Source organism: Candidatus Berkelbacteria bacterium, assembly GCA_016432625.1.
Classification (GTDB): Bacteria; Patescibacteriota; UBA1384; order 2-12-FULL-50-11; family 2-12-FULL-50-11.
Genome location: CP066697.1, coordinates 720,296 through 742,209 on the forward strand (window position 1 = coordinate 720,296; position 21,914 = coordinate 742,209).

Sequence of the window (21,914 nt, forward strand, 5' to 3'; positions counted from 1 at the left end):
CGATCTTAGGAGAGTGACTCCTTGATCGCCTGGATGACGTAGTCCTGCTCTTCGCGAGTCAGGTCCGGTCCGATGGGCAAGCTGAGCACTTCAGCCGCCGCTCGCTCCGCTTCCGGCAATTCGTAGCCGAAATCGGCGAACGGTTCGAGCTTGTGAATCGCGACAGGGTAGTAGATCTCCGTGGAGACCCCTTTCACCTTCAACGATTCCTGGAGCTCATCGCGCCGACCACCGTTCACCCGCAGGGTGTACTGGTGGAAGACGTGGGTACCGTAGTCGCGAGTCGCTGGCACAGAGAGCCCTTCGACCTCGGCCAATGCCTCGCTGTAGTACGTGGCCGCTTCGAGCCGCCGCGCGTTGCACCAGTCGAGGTGCGGCAGTTTGGTCCGCAAGATCGCCGCCTGCAACGTGTCGAGCCGGGAGTTGTAGCCGGCCACTTCGTTGTGGTATTTCTTGCGCGCTCCGTGGTTACGGAGCATCCGTAGCTTTTCGGCCATCTCATCGTCGTCCGTCAGCATCATACCGCCGTCGCCGTAGGCGCCGAGGTTTTTGCTGGGGAAGAACGACAGGCAACCGATGTCGCCGATCGTACCAAGCTTGTTGCCTTGGTAATCAGCGCCGAAAGCCTGGGCGACGTCTTCGACGATCGCCAGGTCGTGCTCGGCGGCCAACGTCACCAGCGGATCCATATCGACCGCTTGGCCGAATAGGTGTACCGGGATGATCGCTTTGGTACGAGAATTGATCCTCGGCGCAACCTCGTCGACGTTCATGTTGAACGTCTCGGGATCGATATCGACGAAGACCGCCTTCACACCAAGGTGCAGGAGCGGTTCGACGGTGGCAAAGAAGGTGAACGGGGTCGTAATGACTTCGTCGCCTTCCTTCAAGTCGAGCGCTCGGGCAGCGATCATTAGAGCATCGGTGCCGGAGTTACAGCCAATGGCGTGTTTGGCGCCAGTGTAGGCGGCGATCTCGGTTTCGAATTCCTTGACCGGCGCGCCCATGATGAATTGAGTGCTTGCGAGCACTCCCTCGATCGCTTCGGTGAGCTGCGGCCGGAGCCGTTCCACCTCGAGACCGAGATTGAGCATTCTGACTTCCATAGTTCTTTCGATGTTCCTTACCCTGTCTGGTCGAAACCAGACAGGGATTTGTGGTTGCTACTCGGTTACCGGCTCGAGACGGCCGTCGCTTTCGCGATACGCTCGGCCACAGTCTGTGCAGACGAGCCGTCCTTGATCGTGCTCCCTGAGGGGGTTGCCGCACTCACAGGTCCAACCGACCTGCTTGGCCGGCACGCCCATGACGAGAGCGTAGGGCAGGATGTCGCGGGTGACGCAGGCGTGAGCTGCCACAAAGCAGCGCTCTCCCAGAGTCGTACCGCAGACAACCGTTACTCCCGCCCCGATGGTGGCGCCGCGTTTGACCAACGTTTTGACGTAGTCGTCGCTGGTCTCCCGAGGGAAACCGCAACGCGGGATCAGAACGTTAGTGAAGCGCATGTTCGGGCCACAGAAGACCAGATCCTCCAGGGTTACCCCTTCGAAGATGCTGATGTGGTTTTGGATCTTGCAGCCGCGGCCGATCTCGACGTTACGCTCGATTGAGACGTACTTGCCGATCCGACAGTCGTTGCCGATCTTGGCGCCGCCCATGATGTTTGAGTAGTGCCAGACCTGGACGTTGTCGCCGAGGCGAGCGCCCTTGTTGATGATGACACCAATGCCAATCTTGCAGTTTTGACCGATGACAACATCGTCCTCGATCACTGCGTTATACATGACAGTTGTGCCTTCACCGATCTGGGCCTTGTCGCTGATCTGACTCATGACTGAGCCTCCTTGGCCGCTTCGAGCACTTTGACCACGGTGAGACCTTGCTCACCGTTCGATCGCGGCACTGTGCGGTCGCGAACGCACGCGATGAAATGCTCCATCTCGTTGCGTAGCGGCTCCTCGCCCTCAGGCTTGGTGTAGACCACTTCGGGATCCACATTGATCGCCTTGAGGTCTTCGCCGATACGGCTGCGGTGAAGCGTCACCGTTTCGTCGTACTCGTTGTAAACGAGCGAGCCGGCCGAGCCGACGACAGTCAGGCCGCGCTGCTTGACTGGCCAGAGCCAGGAGCAGTGCAGATGAGCCCGGACGTTGTCCGGAAACTCGAAGCTAACGTAGTAGTCGTCCTCGACTCCTGCCTGAAGCGCCGCTTGGCCGTGTCCCGTCACCTTGACAGGGTCTTGGCCAACCAAATGCAACAGCGAGGCAACGTCGTGAACGCCTAGGCTCCACAAGCAATTCTCGTGAGAGCGTACGATCCCGAGACCGAGACGCTCCAGATGGATGCTATAGAGAGTACCGATCTCACCACGCCGAATCGCTTCGGCGATGTAGTTGATCGCCCCTTTGTAGAGCAAGAGGTGGCCGACCATCAGTACCCTGTCGAGACCTTGAGCGGTTTCGACAAGACATTGCGCTTCGCCGAGGCAAAGCGTGATCGGTTTTTCGACGAAAACGTCCTTGCCCAACCGTAGAAGGTCAGAGGCAAGTTCGTAATGGGATTGGGCTGGTGTCGCGATCGCCACAGCGGTTATTTCCGGCGCCACCGCAAGGTGGCTCTCATACACCGGAATACCCGGGTACTCAGTAGCGAGGGTCACTCGCCGTTCCGGATCCGTTTCGACGACTGCGCCCAGGTTCCCCATGTTGTGGAGCGTGCGGACAATATTAATGCCCCACTTTCCGCTACCAATAACGGCAATCTTCATTCAGTCCTCCAATGGAAAGGGTCGCGCCCTGTGCCTAATTCAAGCCCAGGGTTGCGTTGAGATTATAAATAAACAGCCTGGGATTGTCCAGGCTCGATAAAGAAATGTTCGGGTGAAAATCAAAAGGGAGCAGACGCTTGTAAGGCGCACTGCTCCCTTTGGCTGGGGGCGTGTGGTAAAGGCTCCTAGAGCAGGACGACGTTGTCGAAACTGCCCAAGGTGCGAGTGTGGCCGCGGGTGTCCAGAACCAGTCTGGCTTGCCCGATAAGACCCTGGTAGTCCACCGTCGAATGGTTGGTCGTGATGACCACCAGATCCATGCTTTGGAACAACTCATCGGTAAGCTCGACGCTCTCGAAGAGCGTGTCGCCGATCATGGTCTTCGGGATGAACGGGTCGTGGTACTGAAGCACCGCACTCCGTTCGTGGAAGAGCCTAAAGACCTCGAGCGCCGGGCTCTCGCGATCGTCATCGATGTCGCCCTTGTAGGCAACGCCGAGGATGAGAACCTTGGCACCGTTGACGGCCTTCGCCGCTCGGTCGCTTAGGAGTCGCGCCGCTTTGTCGACGACAAAGTGCGGCATGTTCCGGTTGACCTTGCCAGCGAGCGCGATGAACTCCGTGGTGATCCCGAGCTCCTTGGCTTTGTGCTCCAAGTAGTGCGGGTCGAGCGGAATGCAGTGCCCGCCAACGCCCGGGCCTGGGTAGAAGGGCATGATGCCGAACGGCTTTGAATTGGCCGCATCGACCACTTCCCAAACGTTCAGTCTGAGCTGGTCGCAGATCATCGCCAGCTCGTTGACAGCAGCGATGTTGTAAGCCCGGAAGGTGTTCTCCCAGACCTTGACGAGCTCCGCTGCCGATGCGCTCGACACGACCACGATGTGGTCGAGCGTCGTCTCGTAGAAGGCTTTGGCCACCTCCAGCGAGCGAGGGCCAACCGGACCAAGCACCTTGTGGGTGTTCTTGGTGGTGTACTTGATGTTGCCTGGGTCGACACGCTCCGGCGAATGGACGAGGTAGAAATCCTCCTCGACCTTCAAGCCGCTGCGTTCGAGAATTGGCAGCATCTCACCCTCGGTCGTGCCGGGGTACGTCGTTGACTCCAGCGAAACCAGTTGCCCGGCTCGCAGGTGTCGCGACAGTTCGTCGGTGACGCCAAGGACATATGTGAGGTCCGGCGTCAGATTCTTGGTCAGGGGAGTCGGCACGGCGATGACGATGACGTCCATCTCCGGGACTCGCGAGAAATCGTGCGTGGCGACAAGCTTGCCGCCCTCGACGAGTTCTTTCAGCTCAGTGTCGTCGACGTCACGGATGTAATTCCGCGCGCCGTTGACCTGATCGCAACGATCTTGGTTTTGGTCGACGCCAATCACCGGGAAACCCGCTTTGGCCGCTTCGACAGCGAAGGGGAGGCCCACATAGCCCAGCCCAATCACGCCGACGACAGCCTCTTTAGTGCGGATTTTATCCAGCAGAGACGCCTCTTGATGTAGGGTACTCACAGCACCCAGCATAATATAAAGCTTTGCCTAACCTGTCAAACCTAAGCTCAGCGTTTAGTCGTTCGGTTGAGGTGGTGCAAGTGGACCGAGCTCTCCTGAACTACCTCGTTGATACGACGATCCAAGTGATCGAGAACGGCGTAAATCCTATAGAGCAGATAGAAGATAATGACGATACTTAAGGTGAAGACTGCATCCTTGCCATCGCTAACGCCAAGGACTGAGGCTAGGAAATCAGCCTTGTTTGGCAAGAAGATAAAATAGGTCGCTAAGCCCCAGACAAGCGTCCAGAATAAGAAGGCGCGCCAAGAAATAGCTCGCTCGCGATAGCGCAGCAATGCCCGCGACCAAGCGAAAACGAAAAACAAAGTAATGACAATATTGAAAGCGGTGAATCTAATCATGACAACAGTCGCCTCATCATTAAGCGCCAGGTGATATTAAGACCGTTGAGGACGCGCTGGCCTTTGCGCAGGGAATATTCAGTGTAGATCGCCTCGATAGGAATCTCGCGGATTTTCAGCGAGTGGCGGCCGACTTCGCGGAAGATCTCCGTCGATACTTCCATCCTTGAAGGGATGAGGCGAAGTTTCTCGACGGCTCTGGGGCCAAAGGCGCGCAAGCCCGACTGGGAGTCGGAGGTGCGGACGCCGGTGAAGACGAGTGTCAGGATATTCATGACGTACTTATTGCCGAAGCGACGTAAGAACGGCGCGTCGCCGTCATCTTTTAACCAACGGGAACCGACGATGAAATCAGCCTTCTTCTTGGCGACCTCTTTCGCCATCGCTTCTAAATCTTTTGGTGAATGCTGGCCGTCAGAGTCAATAGTGATAGCGGCGTCAAACCCTTCACGACGGGCGATAAGCAAACCGGTGCTAATCGCGCCGCCCAAGCCTAGGTTGACGATGTGGCTGACAACGCGCGTGCCTTTCGAGCGAGCTATCTCGGCTGTTTTGTCTGAGGAGCCATCATCGATTACTAGTAACTCGCACTGGAAACCGCTTCGACGCAGTTTCTTGGTCGTATCCAAAAAGCGGTCGAGAACTTCGCCGATGACTTTCGCTTCGTTGTAAGCCGGAATTATTACCGCCAGACGCATTTGGGGTGATGATAACAAACCACAACAGGTTTAGCTAGAGTCTGGGAGATACAGTTAGCGGCGGCAAACTAGCTGGTACAATCAGAGAAGATGAGAACCCTTATTAACGCAAAGAGTTTTGAGCGTTATTTTGTTGGCGCCGTCGTCATTCTTTACGCAGCGTTTTGGATATATGTGACGCTTAATCACGGCGCAGCCGTCCCCCCAGGGGACGACTCAAACTTTCACCTCAAGACGATTCGCGCCATCCTTGACGGTAAAGCCGCTAGCTCGCCCAACTACCCCGTCGGCTTTCATTATCTCGCGGCTGGCCTGTCTTGGATTCTTAACGTTAATCCAGTCAAGTTATCGATCGGCATCTTCGCATTACTTTTGCCGCTCAGCTCCTTGGCGCTTTACTTTTCTTGTCGCGCTTTACTAGGAAGAACTGTCGCCCTAATCACCTTCGCCCTCTACACACTCATCTCTTTTCAACCGATGCAGACGCTCTACGACGGCGGTCTGCCCAACGTTTTGGCAGCCGGAATTTTACTGCCGCTGTTTTTCGTTTGTTACTTAAAATTCTTAGAGCTAGCGGGGAAGGAGCGCTGGCGTTACGCTGCTTTTAGCCTGCTGTTGGCACTATTTATTTTCCTGACCCACCATTTAAGTGCCCTCTATCTAACCGGAGTGGTTGTAGTCGCTACGCCGCTGCTGACATTTTTTGCCAAACCAGGCGAGCGGCGCACTCAGCTTGGCTGGTTCGGCGTTGTTACAGTCGTCGGCATTGGGGCGTTGATTATGAGCGGCGCGATTACTCCCACTGTTAATTTGGTACGCCAGGTTGTTTCGTTTGCCCCCACCTTCCCCTTTATTAGCCTGATCGGCGAGGTGCAGGATCCGGGCTGGATCTACCGAAGTTACCGCGATTACAAAGAGGGGATCGGTCCGACATTGGTGATACTCGGCAGTCTTTATCCGCTAGCGTTCCTCGTGCTGATGTGGAAACGACAGCTGAAGCGAGCTCACGTACTAATCCTAATCTGGCTACTATTACTGCTTATCGCCTCCCGCTTAAGCGGCCTAGGCGTTCCCGCGCGGGCCGCCAAAGACATGGCTCTGCCGCTCTCGATGGCCGGCGGCGTCTTGGTCGCTATGGTCTGGCAAGAGCGCTCTCATCTGTGGCGTCTCGTCGCTGTCGCCGCAACCGTTTGGGTTCTGATTGTGGGAGGGATCGACATGACTAATAAGTTCGTCCGCATTGATGATCTGACTAGGATGTTTAGAGTAACAAAGGCTGACGAGCAGCTACTGCGAGACGTCCCGGCCGGTTCTCACGTTGCCGTTTACGGCATTAGCCAGCTTTTGAGCCACCTTCGACCGGAAGTAAAATTCACCAACCTTCATTCTCAGCAGGAGACCCCACTGAACGTTTGGCTCGGGGAGTTTGATTACGTGATTGTTGAGATGGGTGAATGGCCACATGTTCCCCCCGACGAGGAGCTGCTTCGGCAAATGATCGAAAGCCCGGAGCTCAAGATAGTCAGGTCCGCGAGCGACCGCTGGAAGACGCTCTATCTGTTCGAGGTTCGGAAGAACTGAGACTTTTTTTGCCTCCCGCTTTGGTCTAACGTGGGGAGTAGTGATGAAGAAGATCTTCTACGTTTTTATTGCTCTAGTGATTATTGCGCTTATTGGGGCAGGAGCATATTTGGTCAGCAGAAATAAACAGGGCGTCGAAGAGAAGCCCTTTGACCCTAATAGTCTTGGGCCGTGGCACTGGGGAGCACTCGTAAAACCGTTTGGTATCGGTGCCCCGAACGCGCCGTATGATAAATCCACATTGGTCTACCAACTTGATCTCCTTAAGGAGCTGGGCGCAACTGATTCGCGCGCTAATGTTGAGTTCGTTCCGGAGGTAGACGACGACTTCGTTAACCTGTCGCTTGAACGTCACTTGCGCCCCACGTTGATTATCGAGCCGACGTTAGAAGATTTTTGGGGACAAGCCACTTACGCTATCGCAGTCGAGGTCGGCAAAGGTGTTGCCGGCCGTTACAAAGGCAGGGTGCCCTACTATCAACTAGCCAACGAAGCCTCTGGCGTCGCGATTAAGAAGGGACTTTCAGGACAGGCTAAAACTGACTACGACGAGAAGAAATACGGGATCTTCAAAGAGTGGCTCCGCGGCCTGAGCGACGGGGTGGCCCAAGGCGATCCGGCGGCAAAGCGCATTATTAGCGCCAACTGGCTCGGCACGGGTGTCATCGACCGCCTCATTGAAGATAAGGTTAACTTTGAGATTATAGGCTGGAACTGGTACTCAGATATGGGCGAAGATCTAGTGGTGAAGCAGGGAGGCACAACTTTCAACATTCCGGAGTACTTGAGTCGCTATAACAAAGAGTTTTGGGTTGTTGAACTTAACCGCCGCGAGGGCGCGCTAGACGGCAATACGGCCGCCCAGGCCAGTTACATTCAGGCAGTCGGTACTAATCTCAAGGCTCAACCCAAAGTTAGCGGGCTGTTCATCTTCACCCTTGTCGACCAGTGCGACTCGCTAGATAAGGACTACGGCCGTATGGGCCTCGTCTCCCTAAAGCGAAATCCCGACAAGACTTGTACGGTTGACGCCAAGCGGCCGTCGTTTGACGTATTTGCTAAGCTCATCGCTAATAAACCATAGGGACCCCTACAGAAAAGGGAGATTTTGGGTAAGATAGGCTTACCTGATGAATGAAAACGGTCCAATCGCCCGTCGCGTAGCGTACAACACTACCGTCCAGTTCGCTGGCCGAATTGCCGTAGCGATACTAGCGATTATTACCACCCGCCTTATCGCCGAGCGTTTGGGCGTTCACGACTACGGCCGCTATACCACTATCTTTGCCTACATCACTTTCTTCGGCGCCATGGCCGACTTTGGCTTCTTTTGGTACCTGGTGCGTGAAGTTTCTAAAGACAAAGATCAGACCGAAAAAATAACCGCCAACGTCTTAACTATCCGGACACTTTTTGCGCTCGGCGTCGTCGCCATCGGCTCGATCTTGGCGTTCACAATCCCTAACTACGACCCTGTCGTGCGTTACGGTATTGTCCTAGTTGCTCTTTCTAGCCTTTGGGTCAGCATCTCTAACACCCTAATCGGCGTCTTTCAGGCCAATCAGCGCATGGACTACCCGGTTATTAACGAGGTCGTCGGGCGCATTGGCTCGCTTATTGTTGTTTTCTTAGTAATCCGCTCCGGCATGGACTTACTGCCGATCGTTATCGGCTCACTCTCAGGAGGGCTAATTGTTTTTCTTCTCAACGGGCTGTTTGTCCGCCGCTACACGCGGTTGCGCTTTGGCTTTGATCGCGGCCTCTGGAAAGAAATTATGCGGGAGAATACCACGCTCGGCCTTAGCATTCTTCTTAGTATCATCTACTTTAAAATCGACTCGGTTATCCTTTCAATCTTGAAGCCGGCAACGGACGTCGGCATTTACGGTGCTCCTTATCGAGTCATCGAGATCCTGCTAGCCTTCCCGGCGATGTTTATGGGCGCTGTTTTCCCCGACTTGTCGCGGCTAATTCATGAAGCGAACATGGATAAAGTAAAAGTAGTGCTGCAGAAGGCGTTCGACCTTCTTGTCGTTGCTGGCTGGGGTGTCACCGTCAGTACGATCGTTTTGGCCGGACCGATTATTCACTTCACGACTAAGGGGGAGGAGAGCTTCCTGACTACCTCCACCATTACCTTATTCAATCAGCCGATGACCGCTGCCATCACCCTGCAGATTCTAGCTGTGGCGGTTGGTATCGCTTTCTTAGGTAACTTTTTCTTTTCGGCAATCGTTGCCCAAGGCGCCCAGAAGCAGCTTATAGCCAGCAACCTAGCCAATAGCGTCGTTAACATTGGCCTCAACTTGATTTTCATCCCGATCCTAACCTACGTCGGCGCCGCAACCGTCACGATCATCTCTGAACTAATCGTCGTCGGTTTCGGTACGGCGATTCTAAGGCGACGCCTTGGTTTCGTCCCGCGTCTACGTTCGCTTTGGCTCGCTGGCATACTTTCAGCCTTCTTGGGCGTCTTCCTCTACCTGATCCGCGACCAAGTCCATGTCGTCATCGCCGGGCTTCTCGGCTTAGCATTTTATACGCTGCTCGCTATGGCTTGCGGGTTGGTTGGCGGCATTGGACCGCGCCGGCCTAACAGGGTAGAAAGTAATTGATGCGTATTGCCGTCGATACCCAGACAACCGTTGGCAAGAAAACCGGGTTTGGTTCGTACGTCTCAAGCCTAGTCAACCAACTGAGCCTAACCGACCACGACAATGACTACTGCTTTATCCGCCCGCAAACCGAGGCCGACTTTTCGATGCCGCACCGGTTCTGGTGGGACCAAGTGCTTTTCCCGCGCGAAGCTAAACGGGCTCAAGCCGACGTCCTACATCAGCCGTGCTTTTCTGTGCCGATTCTCTACTCAGGCAAAACCGTCGTAACGATTCATGACCTGATCTCTATAATCTATGGTCACAACATTACCTTCTGGTCACGTCAGTTCTTTGGTAAGTGGATGCCGTACTCCTATCGCTGGGCTGACCATATCATCGCCATCAGTCAGCACACCAAGAAAGATATCATCCGCCTGCTCCGCTTACCGGAGGAAAAAATTACGGTGATCTACGAAGGAGTTGATGAGCGCTACCACCCGAAGAAGTCCGGCAGCGAGCTAACGAAGTTCCGAGAGCGATTCAAGCTAACAGACTGCCAGGTGATTCTCCACGTCGGGACGCTTGAACCGAGGAAAAACCTACAGTTTCTGATCAGAGCATTCGCCGAGTCTCGTTCGCGCCTCAAGAACCCGGCCAAGCTGGTCATTACTGGTAAGCGGGGCTGGTTTTATCAACCGCTTTTCGAACTGGTAGACGAGCTAAAGCTGAACGATGAAGTCGTGTTTACCGACTACGTCCCCGACGAGGAGCTGCCAACGCTCTATAACGCCGCCAACGTCTTTGCTTTCCCTTCGCTTTACGAGGGCTTCGGCCTGCCGCCGCTCGAAGCAATGGCCTGCGGCGTGCCGGTCCTAAGCAGCAACAGCTCCTCGATGCCTGAGATTGTTGGGAGCGGCGGCATCTTGATGCCGCCAACTGACGCCAAGGCGTGGACAGAAACTCTTGTTTCGGTGCTCAACTCGCCTTCCCAGCAGCAAGAGCTTTCTGAACGCGGCATCAACCAGGCGAAGAAATTCACCTGGAAAGAGTGCGCCGAGGCAACACGGGCAGTCTACGAACAAACCGGCCGATGACGAGCTCTGTGCGGATCGCTATCGATGGGCGAGAAGCTGTCTCTCACGGCGCTGGCAAGGGTCGTTACATCCGTGAAATTATTCGCGAGCTAAGCAAACTCGACCACGACAACGATTACGTAATTTACAGTAAGCAGCCCCTGGAGTTAGAGTTAGGCGCGAACTTTGAGAGCGTCATTATCGGCGGCACAGCTGGCCTGAGGCAGCTCTGGCTCGCCCGTGACGCCCAGCGGCGTGGCTGCAAGGTACTATTCTCGCCGACGGGCTATCTGACCACCGTCTTCTCACGAATCCCTGTCGTCCAGGCAGTTCACGACCTGGCGATATTCACTACCCCTGAAGCAAGACCCGCGTTGAAGACGCTCATAAGCGAGCGGTTCCTGCTCGGCTACGCTTGTAACAAAGCTCGGCGGATCACGGCGGTCAGTCAATCGACAAAAAACGACTTAGAACGGTTGTTTGGTGTCCCGGGATCAAAGATTAGCGTTGATTACCTTGGCTACGACCACAAGCCTTACCACTCCCAGCCCGCCGAAGGCGATGAGGCTGTCCTAAAGCAGCACAATTTAGAGAAGGGTCAGTATCTGTTCTACGTTGGGACGATTGAACCGCGAAAAAATTTAGCTAGAGCCATAACCGCCTACCAGGCCTTACCTAGCAAGATGAAGCAACGATTCCCGTTTATCGTTGCCGGCGGCTTGGGCTGGCATTACGAAGCGATTGTCGAAGCAGCAGCCAATGAGCGACAGGTTCGTTTGGTCGGTCGGGTCGCAGACGCTGAGCTGCCAGCGCTCTACCGGAACTGCCGCGCCTTTATTTTCCCCTCGCTCTACGAAGGGTTTGGCCTACCGCCACTCGAAGCGATGGCATGCGGGGCGGCCGTATTAAGTAGTAACGTCTCCAGTCTCCCAGAGGTCATTGGCGACGGCGGTCTACTTGTTGAACCGACCGACATCACCGCCATCTCCTCAGCCATAAGCCGGCTTCTGACTGACGACACGCTCGTATCAAGTCTGGGCAAAAAAGCCGCCGAGCAAGCGGTTAATTTCGACTGGGCCAAGACCGCTAACGGGGTGCGGCAGCTATTGCTTGAGGCGGCTGGTTAGAGTTCTGCCAGACAGGGGATAGGGCTACCGTAAGCCAGAACAGCACAGCCAGATCATTCTTGAAGTAGGTCGTATCAAATAGCCCATGAATAAGGATGGCCATCATCGCGGCACCAAGACTCAGGAAGAGCGGGCGTTGACGCGTAAGGGCGAGAAAGAACTGAACAATGACCACTAACCAGCTAAACAGTCCTAGGATACCCATCGTTAGGATAAATTGCAGATAAACGTTATGAGCGTGCAAGGCATAGCGCAAACCAAACTCCGTGAAATGGCTGTTGTCGCCACTAACCTCGGCAACTTTTTCCTGAAACTTGCCGAGACCAATTCCAGTTAGCCAGTTGCTTTTAATCAGCGCTAGGCTGTAGCTGTAGATCTCACGGCGAAGGTTATCTGGGCCGACAATAATTTGCCAGATGCTAGCTGAGATTGCCCCTAGACCAACCAGGATCGCGGCGCTAGACGGTAGGCGGCGCCACGGAAAGTAAGTCACGCCTAAACCTAGGGCGGCGGCGGCACCGAGCGCTAGTAACCCTCCTCTAGATCCAGCCCAGTAGACGGCAACCCCCGCCACAACCAAGATAGCCGCCCAGAGCTTCAGGTTCTGTCTGTCTCTTAGCACGAAGTAAGCGCCTAAAAACGACGCTGGCACGAGATACATCGCCAGATAATTCGGCGACTCAAACGGCCCAAACAGCCGCCCCGAACTCAGGTACTGATCAAACGAGGGGTCGCCCACCTGGTAAAAAGCTGTCGTAACCAACCCTAATTTTTGGAGAGAAGCCCACAGCAGCACCGCCAGTAGCCCCAACCAGAACGGTTTGCCTAAGAGCGCTAGTCGGCTCGTCGAATGAAGGTTTCTTACCAGCCAGAAGTAAAGTACCGGCACCACAATCCACCCCTTCCAAATCCCTAGCGCCACGGTGTCGAGACCGTTTAGCAGTAGGCTTAGGGTAGCCGCGGCCAGGAAGAACCAAACGGCCCAGGGTAGGCCACTTAAAGGTCGCTGCGATCTTGCCCTTTCGGCGAGCAGGACGACTATCGCTAAAGCCAATGCTACTTCGAAAATATTTGTCGGCACGCCGATCGTGAAGCGAAAAAAGTAGAACGGGATTAGTAGCGTCGCCAACTGAAGGGCTCGATCAAACATCTTCTGCCCCCTTGAAAGTAGCCGCTTCGATCAGAGCCAGGAGAACCCAGATATGATAGATATAAATTGTCGAGAAAAAGTTGTACTGGACGCCAATGGCAATAAGTATAGCCAGCAGTCCTGCAGTGAAATAACTGCTGCGACGTTTTAGAGAGCGAACCAGTTGAGTAATCGCCATCCCGACAACGGCCATCAAGGCGATAACGCCCACCAAACCCATTTCTGCCGCCGTCTCAAGATACTGGTTGTTAACAATCGGATAGCCGTGGCGGGCGATATCTTTCGGGGGTGCGTAAACGACGCCGTACTGACCTAAGCCCGCGCCAAGTAGTGGCTGTTCTTTAAACTGGCGGATCGCTTCTTTGTAGCGGTCGATGCGTAGGTTGGTCGACTCGCCTTTGCCGTAGTCTTGGATTGTCGCCTGATCGGCAAAGTTCAGGAAACCGCGTCCCGTAGTGTTGCCTAGCGTCGTCACTAGCTGAATCAGGGCGACAGCAATTCCGAACGACAGCGCCACGTAGCCGATAGATTGCAGCACCCGGCGCCAGCTCGTCTGCCGCCAAAGCGCAACAAGCAGTATCAAGCTGCCGGCGATCAAGCCAAGGTAGGCCCCACGTGACAGAGTCAGGACCATCACTGTTAGCAATAACACCAGTGCCGCAAGATTCCATCGCCCGAGCGACTTAGCGTCTTGGAGGTATTGGCTCATCAGTAACAAGATGGGCAGGAGAAGAAAATTGGCGTAATACAACGGCTCGTGACCGGTCGACTGGATTCGTGGGAAGCCAAAAACGTGATAAGTATAAAGTTCGCCCAGGCCAGTGTACTGCCGCGCTAATCCAAGTGCGTCACCAAAAAACTGGTACAGCCCAAATACGGCGGTAACAGCTCCAGCCACAACGATGAGCTTCTGAAGCTTGGCCGGGGTTAGTACCTTGCGCCATACGCGACTGAGAAACGCGTAGACCACGAGGACGTAGGTTAGGAACCCTAAGACCATCAGCCCTCTCTTCAAGTCAGTTGCTTGAGTCAGCGAGATTACCGCCACAACGTAGAAGCCGATAATTGTTTTATCAAGCAGGCTGAGTTTCCAAGAAAACTGTCGTAGTCGCGGGAGCATCAGTAATGCCCCAACTAGAATAACGAGAGTGCTCAGCCTCAGGGTAACACCCGCAAAATCAAACGACGGGAGACGCTCGAAAGGGAGTAGGAAAACTGCCAAGTTGGCTAGCTGGTCAATCATGTCGCCCCTAGAATATATCGGTTAGCCAGCGCGTTGGCCAGCTTACGCCTCAGAGTCTACTGATCGGTTTAGACGGCGAGCTTGCTGGCGAGGTTTTTGCTGATTTTTTCTGCTTCCAACGCTTGTAGAAGAGCCTCAAGACATACGCCAATGCGGTGACAAGGACGGCAAAGAGGATGATTAAGGCCACGCTGACCCAAAGGTGCTTCTGGGTCGAGAAGGTGACGCCCGCCACCGAGACCGTCAAGTCGGGCTTTGGCAAATCGTCGCTGGTAATAATTTTGGCCGTGCCACCATTGGCAACGCTCACCTCAATCATTGTCGGTGCTGAGTCAGGAGTGACAACCTTGTCCATTTTAGCTCGCGTGATAACCGCGTAGAACCCAGTCGGGATCGGTTGGTCGAAAATAATTTCCCAGCCGCCGTTAGGATCAAGCAGCGCCGATAGAATCTGGGCTGGCGGCAATTTATCGCCGGGCGTGAAGACGAGATTAACCGTGAAGCCTGTCAGGCCGGCAGTAATCCCCTTAACCTTGAAGCCGCTAACGGTGCCTTTTTCAACATCGTTAACAAATGTCCCCGTCCGCTCGACAGCCGTAATCACTGGGGCGTTGAGCGACGGGTTGAGTTCTTCTTTGATATTGATCTTGAAGTGCGTGGTTGGCCCCCAGCCGTCGCCGTTTAAAGCCCGGATATGGAAGTAGTAGGTGCCGAGCGACAGATTCTGAAATGTCGCCGACGTCTCGGTAGTGCTAATGCTCGTTGCCGGAACCGTCTCCGCCGCTTGGTCCATTAATGCCGAGTAGCCGGTCGCGCCGTTAGCCGGCGGTTTCCAGGTCAGAATCGCGGTCGTGGCACCATAGAACTGGTTTTGGTCAGGGTGGGTTGAAGAGCTAACCTCGACATTACCCGGAGGCGTCGGCGCTCGGCCGATAGTGTAGCTAGTGCTGCCGCCGCCCGTACCAACTTCGCTCCCAGATCGGGCCAAACGCACGCCGGAAACCGAGACGGAGCCGGAGCCTTCCTTGTTAGCTTTTAGCCTAATGGTCGCCACCGTCAGGCTGCTCGTTGGGCTGACAATACCGACAAACTGGTTGTTATTGCCGGGCGACTTACCCGGTAGCCACGTGGCTGAGCCAGCGCTAAAGGAGACCAGTTCAGCAACGCCGCTAACTTTTATTGTGCCCTGCAGTGAATCGAAAGTCGTCCCGCCAGCTTTAACTGTAATGGTGAAAGTTTGCCCGGTGACAAATTTGCCGCCGCCGCTCGGCGTAATCGAACCAGCGGCAAACGCCGGGCTAGCAAAAAATAGTTGCGACAAGCCAACTAGGCCGACGAGAAAAGCGGTAAAAAACTTCTTCATCAATCCTAATTCTACAGTGTCACTTTGGCTTTTGCATTTTAGGCTTTGCATTATTCTCATCCCTCCCACTTATTAGCGAATATCGAGACGTCGAGCAGGTTAACTTCGTTATCAACCGTCGGGTTTAGGTTGGACATCGGTTCCGCCGTTTCCTTAAGCCCGTAGTTATTGGCCAAGACCGACAGATCGAGTAGATCGACTCGGCTATCCCCGTTAATATCGGCGTCTTTATAACGAGTGATCTTGACGACCTTCTGAGCAACGGTATTGCCAGAACGCTTGTAATTGACGACAACGTCATTGGCGCCGACGGAAAGGTTGAAGTCTTTCGCCCACTCGTAACTACCGGTACTTGCTATTCGCTCGCTGCCGATAAAGACTTCCGAATCAACATGTTTGCTGCCGGTGATGTGGGCACTGCTATTAAAGGTTACCGACTCTAACGGACTCGTGTCGTCGTAGCTCAAGCGTAGTGTCGGATCGCCCCACCATCCGTTGAAAATATTATAGAAATTCTGGTTACCAGAGATATGCGGCGTGTAGTAATACAGAACCCGCGTCGCTACCGTCACGCAGAGAAAGGTATCGCCACCGATGGTAACCGTTAGGTCTTTACCGTTGAAGTGGTTGTACCACCTCTGAAACCAAGAGGTCGCGTAGGCAATCTGCTGGCCAACCCCGCCGTAATCGATCGCCCGGTTACGGTATTCGTCTATCTCTTGCTGTGAGCAGTTGTTGCCGGTATCAAAACAGTTATCCATATGATCGGGGTAGCCATAACCCATCGCCCATTGGTCCCTCGGTTGCCCAAGAATATTCTCGGTGACTGCTGAGCTTTCCTTTTGGAGGGTCGTCAGAATTACCCGGGGGTTAATATTGTGCTCTTGCGACTCGTCGTAGATCAGTTGAGCAACCGTCTTCCCAAAGAAGGTTGCGCCCGAGCTATCGTTCCATTGACGAACCGAGACGTATCCCCACGTTCCCTGACCGACTGGATAGGCCACGGTGATGTACTCGGGGATTACATAGCTGGCGTAACCGGAGCCTTGGGACGCAAGAAAACTATTGATGTCAGCCGCACTCATCGTGCTTTTATCGAGGTAGATAGAGTCCGAAATAATGTTCGTTTTATCGAAGGCGGCGTGCGCCTTCTCGGTCCACCAAAAAAGCGGGGAGACCACCATAAGCAACGTGAGGGTCACGTAGGTCAGTTTTCTCATTACTCGTCTCTATACTAGCACGTCGCCCTCCCTAGAAAAGTCGACAGTTAGTTACGGAGCGCTAATGCCGTCGACGAATGAGCGGTGAGTCTCTTCGATGCCCTTCTCGAGCTCGTAACTAGGCTGCCAGCCTAGCAGCTGTTGGGCTTTGGTAAAGTCTAATACGCTGCGGCGCAGCTCGCCTGGGCGAGGCGCTTCGTGGTTGAGCCGCACGGTTTTGCCGGCCACTTTCGCTAAAATTGAGGTTAGGTCGAGAACCGAGGACTCAATCGCGGTGCCGATATTGACGGTCAAATTATCAGTCGCCTCAAGCGCCGAGAGGAAGGCTCTAGCAACATCTTTAACATAAACGTAGTCGCGCGTTTGCTTGCCGTCCCCGTAAACGGTTAGCGGTTGGTCGTCCCTGACGCGGGTACAGAAAATGGCCATCACGCCTGCTTCGCCCTGTGGATCCTGACGCGGACCGTAGACATTCGCCAAGCGCAGTACCGTGGCTTGAAAGCCGTGAGTGCCAGCGTAGAAACGTAAGTAATGCTCTATCGCCAATTTAGCAATGCCGTAAGGCGATTCCGGCAAAGCCGGCCAGTCTTCCTTGGCTGGACTCGGCGTCTCGCCGTAAAGCGCGCCGCCAGTAGAGGCGAAAAGAAAACGTTTAACGCCAAACTCCCGCGCCACCTCAGCGAGCGTCAGGGTGCCGATAATATTCTCCTCGGCATCGTAAACCGGGTCTTTGACAGAGTGAGTGACCGATTTTTGGGCGGCAAAATGCAGTACCGCCTCTGGTTTAGCGTTTTTAAAAATCTTCCTCAAGGCCGAGGCATCTTTAATATCTGCCTTGTAGAATTTAGCGCCCTTGGGAACGTTGGCCTCTTTACCGGAAACGAGGTTGTCGACAACGCTGACGTCGTGCCCGTTCTCAAGCAGCAAATCGACAACATGGCTACCGATAAAACCAGCTCCGCCCGTCACTAAAACTCTCATGTGCCAGCCTTTCGAGCTGGTTTTCTGCTCGCTTTGCTCGCAGTGAAGCCAGCCCCGCCAGTGACTAGAACTCTCATAGAAAGATTATAAACTGATTTACAGGTTCGGTAAATTCCGTTAAGGTAGAAAACAATGAAGGGAATTATCCTCGCTGGAGGATCAGGCACCCGGCTTTATCCAGTCACGCTGCCAGTTTGCAAGCAACTGCTGCCGATTTACGACAAGCCGATGATCTACTACCCGCTGTCGATTCTTATGTTAGCGGGCATCCGCGAGATCCTCATCATCTCGACCCCAACAGATTTGTCACGTTTTCAAGCGGTTCTTGGCGACGGTAACCAGTTCGGTTTGCACATACAGTACGCCGCCCAAGATAAACCGCGTGGTTTGGCTGATGCTTTCATCGTTGGTGAAAAGTTTATCGACGGCAAGCCAGTCGCCATGGTGCTGGGAGACAATATCATCTACGGCCACGGCTTCACTAAGATGCTGCGCGAGGCTAGGCGCAGTATCGAGAAAGATGGCGGCGGGCATAACTTCGCCTATTACGTCAGCGACCCGCACCGCTTCGGCATCGTCGAATTTGATGAGGCACACAACGTCCTCTCGATCGAAGAGAAGCCGGAGCGGCCAAAGTCTAATTACGCTTCGATCGGCCTGTATATGTTCGACGGCCAGGTTAGCCAGGTAGCGCGCCAAGTTAAGCCGTCGGCCCGCGGGGAATTAGAGATTCCGAGCGTCATGAACGATTACTTAAAGCGCGGTAAATTCCATGTCACCTTACTCGGCCGTGGCTTTGCGTGGTTTGATGCCGGGACGCACGACTCTCTGCTAGAAGCTGGGGAGTTCGTTATGACGATCGAGAAGCGCACCGGGTTTAAGATCGGCTGCATCGAGGAAGTCGCTTACCATATGGGCTTTATTAACGCTGAGGCGCTTCAAGCTTTGGCTGAGCCCCTAAACAAAAGCGGCTACGGCTTGTATTTAAATAAAGTTGCCGCTGAACCGCCGCTCAAACCATAATGGCCTTCAGTTTCAAACGCCTTGAGATTCCTGATGTTGTCGCTGTCGAAAGCGATATTTTCAAGGACGAGCGTGGTTTTTTAACTGAAACCTTCAAGCGATCCGAGTTCGCTAAAAATAATATCGCCACCGACTTCGTTCAAGACAACTTCGTTCGTTCGGCAAAAGGTGTTTTACGGGGGCTGCACTATCAACTACCGCCGCACACTCAAGGGAAACTTGTTCGAGTAACGCGCGGCAAAGCACTCGACGTGGCCGTGGATCTGCGCCGGGACTCGCCGTGGTTTGGCCGCTGGGTGGGCGCGGAGTTAACAGCAGACAACGGATGCGCCCTGTGGGTTCCGCCGGGTTTTGCTCACGGTTTTATTGCCCTTGAGGACGACACTGACGTCTACTACAAAATGACTGGTGGCGAGTACAGCCTCGAATCAGCCCGGATTATTATTTGGAACGACCCGACGCTTAATATCGACTGGAAAATAAAAGACCCCCTTTTGCTGCCGAAAGATCTAGCGGCGCCGAGGTTCGACAAAGACGGGGCCTATTTTGAGTACAACGCCTCATGAAAATTCTTGTCACCGGCGGCGCGGGGTTTGTTGGAGCTAATTTTGTTCACTACACCCTGAAAAACTATCCCGACCACCGGATAAGCGTTGTTGATAAGCTGACCTACGCTGGTAACCGCGCCAACCTAAAAGATGTGGAAGGGAAGATTGAGTTCGTCCAGGGCGACATCTGCGACGAAGGGCTGATGGACCGGCTTGTTAAGAACGTTGATACGGTAGTTCACTTTGCAGCAGAGAGTCATAACGACAACTCACTGCGCGACCCTTCGCCGTTCATTCATTCAAACATCATCGGCACCTACACGATCCTGGAGGCTGTACGCAAGCATAGTAAGCGCCTACACCACATCTCAACCGACGAGGTTTACGGCGATTTGCCGCTCGATCAGCCTGAGGTGAAATTCACCCTCGAAACGCCGTACAATCCGTCTAGCCCGTACTCTAGCACCAAGGCTGGCTCTGATTTGCTAGTGCGCGCTTGGAAACGTTCGTTCGAGGTTCAAGCCACGATCTCCAACTGCGCTAATAACTACGGGCCGTACCAACATATCGAGAAGTTCATTCCCCGACAGATCACTAATATTCTCTCTGGGTTAAAGCCGAAGCTTTACGGTACGGGCGCTGCCGTTCGGGAGTGGACGCACGTCGACGACCATAACGCCGCGGTCCACCTAATCTTAGAGCAAGGTAAGACTGGCGAAACATACCTGATCGGCACTGGCGATGAACGTAGCGGTAAAGAAGTAGTGGAGCTGATTCTCGAGTTGATGGGCAAGCCGAAAGACTGGTACGACCACGTTAACGATCGACCCGGACATGACATGCGTTACGCGCTCGATTCCACCAAGTTGCGCCAGGAGTTAGGTTGGAAGCCGAAATATGCCGACTTCCGTGAGGGGTTACTCGCCACAATCGAGTGGTACAAAGCGAACGAATCATGGTGGAAAGAGCACAAAGAGGCCGTTGAGGCCGCCTACAAGCAGCGTGGGCAGTAGCGATGAACATTGAGCCGCGATCGATCTTAATACTCGGTTCAGACGGCCAGCTTGGCTCGGAACTTTCGGGGATGCTGCCGGAAGCAGAAAAATTGTCGTACCCGGACTGGGATATTACCAATCCAGCGGACGATGCGGTAATCGCCCAGATGCGCCCGAAGGTTATTGTGAACTGCGCCGCCTTCACTAATGTTGATCGTGCCGAATCAGAGCAGGAAGTAGCGCGCGCCGTTAACGCTGAGGCGCCAGGGCGCTTGGCCAAGTTAGCTCACCGGCTAGGAGCGCTGTTCGTTCAGGTTTCAACCGATTACGTTTTTGACGGCCACAAAGGCGAGCCTTACGCTGAAACCGATACGCCAAACCCGTTGAATGTCTACGGCAAAACCAAGCTCGCCGGCGAGCAGATGGTCGCCGAGAGTGGCGCAAAATACTTAATCGTTCGCACCGCCTGGCTGCACGGCCCAAAAGGGCCCAACTTCCTTTCGAAGATGCTCGAACTAGCCAAAACAAACGACGAGCTGACTGTCGTCGCTGATCAAAAGGGTTCGCCAACGTTCACTGCCGACCTAGCTCGAGCGATCATGGCTCTGATAGACCAGGGGCAAACCGGCCTGTTTCATGCCGTCAACAGTGGTAGCGCTAGCCGCTACGAGTTAGTCCGTGAGCTGTTCCAGCTAGCCGAGCTGAAGACCAGGGTAAAGAGCGGCTCTTCGGAAGAATTCCCCGCCGCGGCAATGCGACCACCCGAGACAGTGCTTGACACGAGCAAGCTACAAAAATTCTTCGTGATGCCTACCTGGCAAGACGGCTTGAAACGGTACTGGCTAGAGGCCTCAAAAGCGCATTAAGCGGTTCAGGCGCTCTGAAATCGGCTCGTTGCGGTGGTGGTGCCATGGCAAGTAATCAGCCAGGAAGATTACTAGCTCATCAAGGCGGCTATCAGGAACGACAAAATGCAACGTTGAGGACAGATTAAGTCGTTCGATATAAATTTTCGCGCTAGTGTTGGTCTCGGCGATCCAGAAAGCCCTCAATCGGAAGTAGGGATAGAACTCCGAGCCCCACGTCAGGCCGCGGTGATCGAACTTAACCTGGCGCGTCTGTGGCTCAAGCGGTGCCAGGCGGAAGACGGCGATAACTGTCGCGACAACAACCGCCATGAGCAGGTACTCCCCCGAACGGTAGAGCGCAGCGAGCAACGCAAAAGCTAGCAGGCCGATACCGATGTACCAGAAGTGATTTTTCGGATGATGGGGAAAGTCTTTAGCGGAAAAAGTTAGATCATACTCTGGGGATTCCGCTTGATGCCTCGAGGGACTCTTTTTGTGGTGACGACGAGCTTTAACAGCCATAAGCCTATGCTAGCAGAAACTTGCGGGCAAACCGAACCAAAGTCCGAACTCTGTTGCAAGAAAGAAACAAAAGGACCTCGGCAAGCTTTGTCTTCGAATCTACGAAGAGTTTGGCTCGGATGACTTCTTGTCGCCCCCTTGCTCACGAACGAAGCACTGAAGAATGATGTCGATCAGCTCTTCTTGGCGATCCTCGCCAACGTAGAGCTTGTCCACCCTCCTTTGTCGTTTTCGGTTCGACCGCTTATTCTTCATCTTGTCTAGAC

At 54.3% G+C, this 21,914-nt stretch carries 22 protein-coding genes; 9 read left to right on the forward strand and 13 right to left on the reverse strand.

Annotation, left to right across the window (positions count from 1 at the left end):
- Positions 1-5 precede the first annotated feature (5 nt).
- The 6 genes from HY845_03935 to HY845_03960 form a co-directional block, all read right to left on the reverse strand.
- Positions 6-1,106, reverse strand: a complete 1,101-nt coding sequence (locus tag HY845_03935; protein QQG51681.1) for a DegT/DnrJ/EryC1/StrS family aminotransferase — start codon at positions 1,104-1,106, stop codon at positions 6-8.
- Between the two features lie 57 nt (positions 1,107-1,163).
- Positions 1,164-1,832 (reverse strand): N-acetyltransferase, encoded by a 669-nt coding sequence (locus tag HY845_03940; protein ID QQG51682.1) that lies wholly within the window; start codon positions 1,830-1,832, stop codon positions 1,164-1,166.
- Positions 1,829-2,767: a Gfo/Idh/MocA family oxidoreductase gene (locus HY845_03945; protein ID QQG51683.1), complete on the reverse strand. Its 939-nt coding sequence runs from the start codon at positions 2,765-2,767 to the stop codon at positions 1,829-1,831. Before HY845_03945 ends, HY845_03940 begins: the two co-directional genes overlap by 4 nt.
- Positions 2,768-2,952: 185 nt before the next feature.
- On the reverse strand, positions 2,953-4,287 hold the full coding sequence (locus tag HY845_03950; GenBank protein QQG51684.1) for a nucleotide sugar dehydrogenase: 1,335 nt from the start codon (positions 4,285-4,287) through the stop codon (positions 2,953-2,955).
- Positions 4,288-4,322: 35 nt separating this feature from the next.
- Complete coding sequence (locus tag HY845_03955) at positions 4,323-4,679, reverse strand: DUF2304 family protein (protein QQG51685.1); 357 nt, start codon at positions 4,677-4,679, stop codon at positions 4,323-4,325.
- Positions 4,676-5,377 carry a glycosyltransferase family 2 protein gene (locus HY845_03960; protein ID QQG51686.1) on the reverse strand — a complete coding sequence of 234 codons (702 nt, stop codon included), beginning with the start codon at positions 5,375-5,377 and terminating at the stop codon, positions 4,676-4,678. Before HY845_03960 ends, HY845_03955 begins: the two co-directional genes overlap by 4 nt.
- Positions 5,378-5,467: 90 nt before the next feature.
- Here HY845_03960 and HY845_03965 point away from each other — a divergent pair, with 90 nt between their 5' ends.
- Genes HY845_03965 through HY845_03985 form a run of 5 tightly spaced genes read left to right on the forward strand, consistent with a single transcriptional unit; the run spans position 5,468 to position 11,755 of the window.
- Positions 5,468-6,958: a hypothetical protein gene (locus tag HY845_03965; GenBank protein ID QQG51687.1), complete on the forward strand. Its 1,491-nt coding sequence runs from the start codon at positions 5,468-5,470 to the stop codon at positions 6,956-6,958.
- A gap of 43 nt (positions 6,959-7,001) precedes the next feature.
- On the forward strand, positions 7,002-8,042 hold the full coding sequence (locus HY845_03970; GenBank protein QQG51688.1) for a hypothetical protein: 1,041 nt from the start codon (positions 7,002-7,004) through the stop codon (positions 8,040-8,042).
- Between the two features lie 46 nt (positions 8,043-8,088).
- Positions 8,089-9,573: a flippase gene (locus HY845_03975; GenBank protein ID QQG51689.1), complete on the forward strand. Its 1,485-nt coding sequence runs from the start codon at positions 8,089-8,091 to the stop codon at positions 9,571-9,573.
- Positions 9,573-10,649: a glycosyltransferase family 4 protein gene (locus HY845_03980; protein ID QQG51690.1), complete on the forward strand. Its 1,077-nt coding sequence runs from the start codon at positions 9,573-9,575 to the stop codon at positions 10,647-10,649. Before HY845_03975 ends, HY845_03980 begins: the two co-directional genes overlap by 1 nt.
- Entirely contained in the window at positions 10,646-11,755 is a 1,110-nt protein-coding gene (locus HY845_03985; protein ID QQG51691.1) for a glycosyltransferase family 4 protein, read from the forward strand. Before HY845_03980 ends, HY845_03985 begins: the two co-directional genes overlap by 4 nt.
- On the opposite strand, the gene HY845_03990 is transcribed toward HY845_03985, so the two are convergent.
- The 5 genes from HY845_03990 to HY845_04010 are packed head-to-tail and all read right to left on the reverse strand — an operon-like array spanning position 11,715 to position 17,712.
- Entirely contained in the window at positions 11,715-12,905 is a 1,191-nt protein-coding gene (locus HY845_03990; protein ID QQG51692.1) for an O-antigen ligase family protein, read from the reverse strand. The genes HY845_03985 and HY845_03990 overlap by 41 nt on opposite strands.
- Positions 12,898-14,148, reverse strand: a complete 1,251-nt coding sequence (locus tag HY845_03995) for an O-antigen ligase family protein (GenBank protein QQG51693.1) — start codon at positions 14,146-14,148, stop codon at positions 12,898-12,900. The genes HY845_03990 and HY845_03995 overlap by 8 nt, the downstream gene beginning before the upstream one ends.
- A 49-nt stretch (positions 14,149-14,197) precedes the next feature.
- Positions 14,198-15,511: a fibronectin type III domain-containing protein gene (locus tag HY845_04000; protein ID QQG51694.1), complete on the reverse strand. Its 1,314-nt coding sequence runs from the start codon at positions 15,509-15,511 to the stop codon at positions 14,198-14,200.
- Positions 15,512-15,567: 56 nt separating this feature from the next.
- Positions 15,568-16,731 carry a hypothetical protein gene (locus tag HY845_04005; protein QQG51695.1) on the reverse strand — a complete coding sequence of 388 codons (1,164 nt, stop codon included), beginning with the start codon at positions 16,729-16,731 and terminating at the stop codon, positions 15,568-15,570.
- Positions 16,732-16,782: 51 nt separating this feature from the next.
- Positions 16,783-17,712 carry an NAD-dependent epimerase/dehydratase family protein gene (locus HY845_04010; GenBank protein QQG51696.1) on the reverse strand — a complete coding sequence of 310 codons (930 nt, stop codon included), beginning with the start codon at positions 17,710-17,712 and terminating at the stop codon, positions 16,783-16,785.
- Positions 17,713-17,844: 132 nt separating this feature from the next.
- Between HY845_04010 and rfbA the strand changes: the two genes are divergently transcribed.
- From rfbA to rfbD, 4 genes are read left to right on the forward strand one after another with little or no spacing between them, the layout of a single operon-like run.
- Positions 17,845-18,735, forward strand: coding sequence for a glucose-1-phosphate thymidylyltransferase RfbA (gene rfbA, locus HY845_04015; protein ID QQG51697.1), 891 nt, complete (start codon positions 17,845-17,847; stop codon positions 18,733-18,735).
- Positions 18,735-19,301 (forward strand): dTDP-4-dehydrorhamnose 3,5-epimerase, encoded by a 567-nt coding sequence (gene rfbC / locus HY845_04020; GenBank protein QQG51698.1) that lies wholly within the window; start codon positions 18,735-18,737, stop codon positions 19,299-19,301. Before rfbA ends, rfbC begins: the two co-directional genes overlap by 1 nt.
- On the forward strand, positions 19,298-20,296 hold the full coding sequence (gene rfbB / locus HY845_04025; protein QQG51699.1) for a dTDP-glucose 4,6-dehydratase: 999 nt from the start codon (positions 19,298-19,300) through the stop codon (positions 20,294-20,296). The genes rfbC and rfbB overlap by 4 nt, the downstream gene beginning before the upstream one ends.
- A gap of 2 nt (positions 20,297-20,298) precedes the next feature.
- Positions 20,299-21,144, forward strand: coding sequence for a dTDP-4-dehydrorhamnose reductase (gene rfbD / locus HY845_04030; protein QQG51700.1), 846 nt, complete (start codon positions 20,299-20,301; stop codon positions 21,142-21,144).
- Here rfbD and HY845_04035 read toward each other — a convergent pair.
- Entirely contained in the window at positions 21,130-21,648 is a 519-nt protein-coding gene (locus HY845_04035) for a hypothetical protein (protein ID QQG51701.1), read from the reverse strand. The genes rfbD and HY845_04035 overlap by 15 nt on opposite strands.
- Positions 21,649-21,747: 99 nt before the next feature.
- Positions 21,748-21,903, reverse strand: coding sequence for a hypothetical protein (locus tag HY845_04040; protein QQG51702.1), 156 nt, complete (start codon positions 21,901-21,903; stop codon positions 21,748-21,750).
- Positions 21,904-21,914 lie beyond the last annotated feature (11 nt).

Bases quoted from the DNA above. Each gene is read 5' to 3' on its own strand.
- HY845_03950 (QQG51684.1), bottom strand. From the start codon at position 4,287: ATGCTGGGTGCTGTGAGTACCCTACATCAAGAGGCGTCTCTGCTGGAT.
- HY845_03990 (QQG51692.1), bottom strand. From the start codon at position 12,905: ATGTTTGATCGAGCCCTTCAGTTGGCGACGCTACTAATCCCGTTCTAC.
- rfbA (QQG51697.1), top strand. From the start codon at position 17,845: ATGAAGGGAATTATCCTCGCTGGAGGATCAGGCACCCGGCTTTATCCA.
- HY845_03965 (QQG51687.1), top strand. From the start codon at position 5,468: ATGAGAACCCTTATTAACGCAAAGAGTTTTGAGCGTTATTTTGTTGGC.
- HY845_04005 (QQG51695.1), bottom strand. From the start codon at position 16,731: ATGAGAAAACTGACCTACGTGACCCTCACGTTGCTTATGGTGGTCTCC.
- HY845_03995 (QQG51693.1), bottom strand. From the start codon at position 14,148: ATGATTGACCAGCTAGCCAACTTGGCAGTTTTCCTACTCCCTTTCGAG.
- HY845_03970 (QQG51688.1), top strand. From the start codon at position 7,002: ATGAAGAAGATCTTCTACGTTTTTATTGCTCTAGTGATTATTGCGCTT.
- HY845_04035 (QQG51701.1), bottom strand. From the start codon at position 21,648: ATGGCTGTTAAAGCTCGTCGTCACCACAAAAAGAGTCCCTCGAGGCAT.
- HY845_03985 (QQG51691.1), top strand. From the start codon at position 10,646: ATGACGAGCTCTGTGCGGATCGCTATCGATGGGCGAGAAGCTGTCTCT.
- HY845_04000 (QQG51694.1), bottom strand. From the start codon at position 15,511: ATGAAGAAGTTTTTTACCGCTTTTCTCGTCGGCCTAGTTGGCTTGTCG.
- rfbD (QQG51700.1), top strand. From the start codon at position 20,299: ATGAACATTGAGCCGCGATCGATCTTAATACTCGGTTCAGACGGCCAG.
- rfbB (QQG51699.1), top strand. From the start codon at position 19,298: ATGAAAATTCTTGTCACCGGCGGCGCGGGGTTTGTTGGAGCTAATTTT.
- HY845_03940 (QQG51682.1), bottom strand. From the start codon at position 1,832: ATGAGTCAGATCAGCGACAAGGCCCAGATCGGTGAAGGCACAACTGTC.
- HY845_03955 (QQG51685.1), bottom strand. From the start codon at position 4,679: ATGATTAGATTCACCGCTTTCAATATTGTCATTACTTTGTTTTTCGTT.
- HY845_03980 (QQG51690.1), top strand. From the start codon at position 9,573: ATGCGTATTGCCGTCGATACCCAGACAACCGTTGGCAAGAAAACCGGG.
- HY845_03935 (QQG51681.1), bottom strand. From the start codon at position 1,106: ATGGAAGTCAGAATGCTCAATCTCGGTCTCGAGGTGGAACGGCTCCGG.
- HY845_04040 (QQG51702.1), bottom strand. From the start codon at position 21,903: ATGAAGAATAAGCGGTCGAACCGAAAACGACAAAGGAGGGTGGACAAG.
- rfbC (QQG51698.1), top strand. From the start codon at position 18,735: ATGGCCTTCAGTTTCAAACGCCTTGAGATTCCTGATGTTGTCGCTGTC.
- HY845_04010 (QQG51696.1), bottom strand. From the start codon at position 17,712: ATGAGAGTTTTAGTGACGGGCGGAGCTGGTTTTATCGGTAGCCATGTT.
- HY845_03975 (QQG51689.1), top strand. From the start codon at position 8,089: ATGAATGAAAACGGTCCAATCGCCCGTCGCGTAGCGTACAACACTACC.
- HY845_03960 (QQG51686.1), bottom strand. From the start codon at position 5,377: ATGCGTCTGGCGGTAATAATTCCGGCTTACAACGAAGCGAAAGTCATC.
- HY845_03945 (QQG51683.1), bottom strand. From the start codon at position 2,767: ATGAAGATTGCCGTTATTGGTAGCGGAAAGTGGGGCATTAATATTGTC.